This window comes from Mesorhizobium sp. M4A.F.Ca.ET.020.02.1.1, from assembly GCF_004022645.1.
Lineage (GTDB): Bacteria > Pseudomonadota > Alphaproteobacteria > Rhizobiales > Rhizobiaceae > Mesorhizobium.
On record NZ_RZOI01000581.1, the window covers coordinates 1 to 3,957 of the forward strand.

Annotated in this window: 5 protein-coding genes; 3 read left to right on the forward strand and 2 right to left on the reverse strand. The window is 65.1% G+C overall.

The genetic code is table 11. The annotated features are described in order from the left end of the window. On the reverse strand, positions 1 to 568 hold a 568-nt coding region (locus EN742_RS27125; RefSeq protein WP_148670286.1), incomplete at its 3' end, for an AAA family ATPase. A gap of 145 nt (positions 569 to 713) precedes the next feature. Here EN742_RS27125 and EN742_RS27130 point away from each other — a divergent pair. The 3 genes from EN742_RS27130 to EN742_RS27140 are packed head-to-tail and all read left to right on the forward strand — an operon-like array spanning position 714 to position 3,240. Next, complete coding sequence (locus EN742_RS27130) at positions 714 to 1,343, forward strand: DUF1285 domain-containing protein (RefSeq protein WP_126058657.1); 630 nt, start codon at positions 714 to 716, stop codon at positions 1,341 to 1,343. Beyond that, positions 1,343 to 1,975 (forward strand): CoA pyrophosphatase, encoded by a 633-nt coding sequence (locus tag EN742_RS27135; protein WP_126059382.1) that lies wholly within the window; start codon positions 1,343 to 1,345, stop codon positions 1,973 to 1,975. Before EN742_RS27130 ends, EN742_RS27135 begins: the two co-directional genes overlap by 1 nt. Beyond that, positions 1,972 to 3,240, forward strand: a complete 1,269-nt coding sequence (locus EN742_RS27140; protein WP_126058658.1) for a CCA tRNA nucleotidyltransferase — start codon at positions 1,972 to 1,974, stop codon at positions 3,238 to 3,240. Before EN742_RS27135 ends, EN742_RS27140 begins: the two co-directional genes overlap by 4 nt. 7 nt (positions 3,241 to 3,247) lie before the next feature. Here EN742_RS27140 and EN742_RS27145 read toward each other — a convergent pair. Beyond that, positions 3,248 to 3,957 (reverse strand): S8 family serine peptidase (locus EN742_RS27145; protein WP_245492404.1); only part of this gene is annotated, 710 nt, incomplete at its 5' end.

Here is a 3,957-nt window from a genome sequence, read left to right on the forward strand (position 1 = left end):
GCATCAGGAAGCGGTCCAGCTGTGCCTCGGGCAGGGGATAGGTGCCTTCCTGCTCAAGCGGGTTCTGCGTCGCCAGCACGTGGAAGGGCGAGGGAAGGTCGTGACGCACGCCAGCGATGGTGACGTGGTATTCCTGCATTGCCTGCAGCAGCGCCGACTGGGTCCGCGGCGAGGCGCGGTTGATCTCGTCGGCCATCAGCAGCTGGGCGAAGATCGGGCCGGAGATGAAGCGGAAGGAGCGCTTGCCGAACTCGTCCTGCTCCATCACCTCGGAGCCGAGGATGTCGGAAGGCATCAGGTCGGGGGTGAACTGGACGCGGCGGGAATCGAGGCCGAGCACGACGCCCAAGGTCTCGACCAGCTTGGTCTTGGCGAGGCCAGGCACGCCGACCAGCAGCGCATGACCGCCAGCGAGCAGCGCCACCAGCGTGCGCTCGACGACCGCATCCTGGCCGAAGATGACGCGGCCGACGCCGTTGCGGACTTTCGAGATGTCCGCCAGCGCCTTCTCGGCCTCGGCGATCATGTCCTTTTCGCTGATCGGGCTTTCCTTGATCATCACGCTCATGCCGTTTCGATCCTTGTGCTGGAAATACCGGCTTGCACTGTCTGTGCCGCAGAATGCCGCGATTCGGCCTCGCCTGGCGCCTGCATTTGAACTTAAATCACAGAGTTAGGCTGACAAGCGGAACAACAGTGACTATTTCGTGACCATGACGGAGCTCACAGAACATCGTGAACAGAGCCTCACCAGCGCCACCGAGGCGCGCGGGTTGGAGGCGCTGATCTCGCGCTCGACCCGCGCCGGCAAGGGGCCGGCGCCGGTGGAGCGCTGGAATCCGGACTTCTGCGGCGACCTCGACATGGAGATCAGGGCCGACGGCACCTGGTTCTATCTGGGCACGCCGATCGGGCGCATGCCGCTGGTGCAGCTTTTCTCCACCGTGCTGCGCAAGGACGCGGACGGTAAGACCTATCTGGTGACCCCGGTGGAGAGGGTGGGGATACGCGTCGTCGACGCCCCCTTCGTCGCCGTCGAGATGGATGTGTCCGGCGCCGGCGACGACCAGGTCATCACCTTCCGCACCAATGTCGGCGATGTCGTCGAGGCCGGGCCGGGCCACGCCCTGCGCTTCGTCGACGAGGAGGCGACCGGCGGCCTGAAACCCTATGTGCTGGTGCGCGGCCGGCTGGAGGCGCTGGTGGCGCGGCCGGTGATGTACGAACTGGTCGAGCATGGCGAGGAGATCGACATCGACGGCAGGACGATGTTTGCCGTGCGCTCCAGGGGCGAGGTCTATCCGATCATGCCCGCCGAGAAGCTGAAACGGCTCAGCGCGTGATGGACCAGGTGACGCCGCCGCCGTTCTCGACCTTGGATTTTCGCCAGCGCGTCGCCGCTCAGGCAGACGCACATGCCGGCGACGACTATGGCGATCATCGCTTCAATCCAGGCCATCCTAGGCTGAAGCACGCAAAGCCACTGCGCGATGCCGCCGTGCTGATCCCGGTCGTCGATCACGGCGCCGAGGCGACGATGCTTCTGACCAAGCGGGCGGAGAAGCTGCGCAGCCATTCCGGCCAGGTGGCCTTTCCAGGCGGAACGATCGATCCAACCGATCCCAATCCGGAAGCGGCCGCATTGCGCGAGACGTTCGAGGAGATCGGCCTCGAGCGCGATCATGTCGAGATCATCGGCCGCATGCCTGACTATGTTTCCGGCAGCGGCTACCGCATCGCGCCGGTGTTGGCGGTGGTTCGGCCAGGCTTCTCCTTGACGCTCAATGCCGACGAGGTCGACGCCGCTTTCGAAGTGCCGCTGCGATTCCTGATGGACCCGGCCAACCACGCCAGGGACAGCCGCATGTGGGACGACCTCGAATGGTTCTTCTATGACATGCCCTATGGCGGCCAGCGCATCTGGGGCGTCACCGCCGGCATCATCCGCACCCTCTATGAAAGGCTCTATGCTTGAGTGCTCCGGTATCGCTCGCGGGCAGGGCCGACTGGCTCAATGAAAAGCACCTGCAACGTCTGCTGGCCGCCCTGGCGGAAGGCGGTGAGCAGGCGCGCGTCGCCGGCGGCGCCGTTCGCAACACGCTGCTTGGCCAGCCGGTCGCCGACATCGATATCGCCGCGACAACGCTGCCCGAGGAGACCATCCGCCGGGCCGAGGCGGCCGGCTTCAAGACGGTACCGACCGGCATCGAGCATGGCACCGTCACGGCGATCGCCGGCGGCAAGGCCTATGAGGTCACCACGCTACGCGCCGATATCGAGACCGATGGGCGGCGGGCCAAGGTGTCGTTCGGGCGCGACTGGAAGCTCGACGCCGAGCGGCGCGATTTCACCATCAACGCGCTTTATGCCGAAGCTGACGGAAACGTCGTCGACCTGGTCGGCGGCATCGCCGACATCGCGGCGCGCCGGCTGCGCTTCATTGGTGATGCGGAAGCGCGCATCCGTGAGGATTACCTGCGCATCCTGCGCTTTTTCCGATTCTTTGCCTGGTATGGCGACGGTCGACCCGACGCCGAAGGGTTGAAGGCCTGCGCGCGGCTGAAGGACGGGCTCGGCCAGCTCTCGGCGGAGCGCATCTGGTCTGAACTGAAGAAGCTCCTGTCGGCGCCGGACCCGTCACGCGCTCTTTTATGGATGCGTCAGGCCGGCGTGCTTACCAGCGTTCTGCCGGAAAGCGAGAAATGGGGCATCGACGCCATCCATGGGCTGATCCGGACCGAGAGGGACCTGGGCTGGACAGCCGACCCGCTGCTTAGGCTGGAAGCCATGGTGCCGCCTGATGCGGCGCGGCTGAAGACGCTTGCCGGAAGACTGAAGTTTTCCGCAGCCGAGGCGGAGCGGCTGCGGCATTGGGCGCTGACGGCGGCGATCGAGCCCAAGACGAGCGAAGGCGAACTGGCGAAGAAACTTTATCTCGGCGACCGAAACGGCATTGGCGACCGGCTGCGGCTTTCGCTGGCTTCGGCGCGGGCGCGGGCTGCCGAGGACAACCAGGCACTGATCGACGCCGGTGGTTTCTCGCGCCTGCTTGCCCTCGGGTCGAAATGGCAAAAGCCGGTATTCCCGATCAAGGGCGCCGATCTCACCGAACTCGGCGCGTCGCCCGGCCCGAAGCTCGGCGCGATCCTGAAAAATCTCGAGAAGGAATGGATCGGGTCCGGTTTTACCCTCGACCGCGGCGCGCTCATCAAGCGCGCCGCAAAGGCACTCGAAGCTTAGGTGCGGCTCACTTGATGGAAGCGGGAGCCAGCGCGCGTGAAAGGCTGGCTTCGCCCTTGCCATAGACCGAGGCATTGTAGTTGACCAGCGTGTCGGTACGGGCTGTGTTGAGCAACTGGTTGGTGATCTGTGTCGGCGTTGCCGTGGTGAATTTGCTGCCGACGATCGCGGCATAGCCGGAAATGATCGGCGCCGCGAAGGAGGTGCCGTAAAGGCCGGTCTTGCTGCCAGTGACACCCACGACAAGGAAATGGCTCTGCACCAGCGGGTTGGAGCCGGCGTAGTTGGAATACGAGGCAAGCTGGGCCTTGCTGGTCGTCGTGCCGTTGGTGGAGAGCGCGCCGACGAAGATCGCCGAGGCTTTGCCGACCAGCGCGAGGTCGAGGTAGTCCTGCTGACCATTCTTGATACCGCCGACGGCGACGGCATCGTTGCCGGCTGCCTTCGAGACGACGGCCGACCCCTTGGTGGCATAGGAGATGATCGAGGCTTCTTCCGGTGCCCAGCCGATCTGACTGACGCTGTAGCCCGCCTTGGCGTACATGCCGTAGCTCAGATTGAGCACGTTGAGACCGGGCGCCAGCGAGACGGCTGTCCCCGTCGAGAAGTCCTTCGACCTGATGGTTGCCAGCGGCGCGACCATGCTGGCCTCCTGGCGGGTCCATTCGCCGTGTCGCTGGGTTTGCACTCCGAGGCCGGAATTGCCGGAGAAGCGCG

Excerpts from the sequence above, each read along its gene's own strand:
- EN742_RS27130 (WP_126058657.1), top strand. The coding sequence starts at position 714 with ATGACGGAGCTCACAGAACATCGTGAACAGAGCCTCACCAGCGCCACC.
- EN742_RS27135 (WP_126059382.1), top strand. The coding sequence starts at position 1,343 with ATGGACCAGGTGACGCCGCCGCCGTTCTCGACCTTGGATTTTCGCCAG.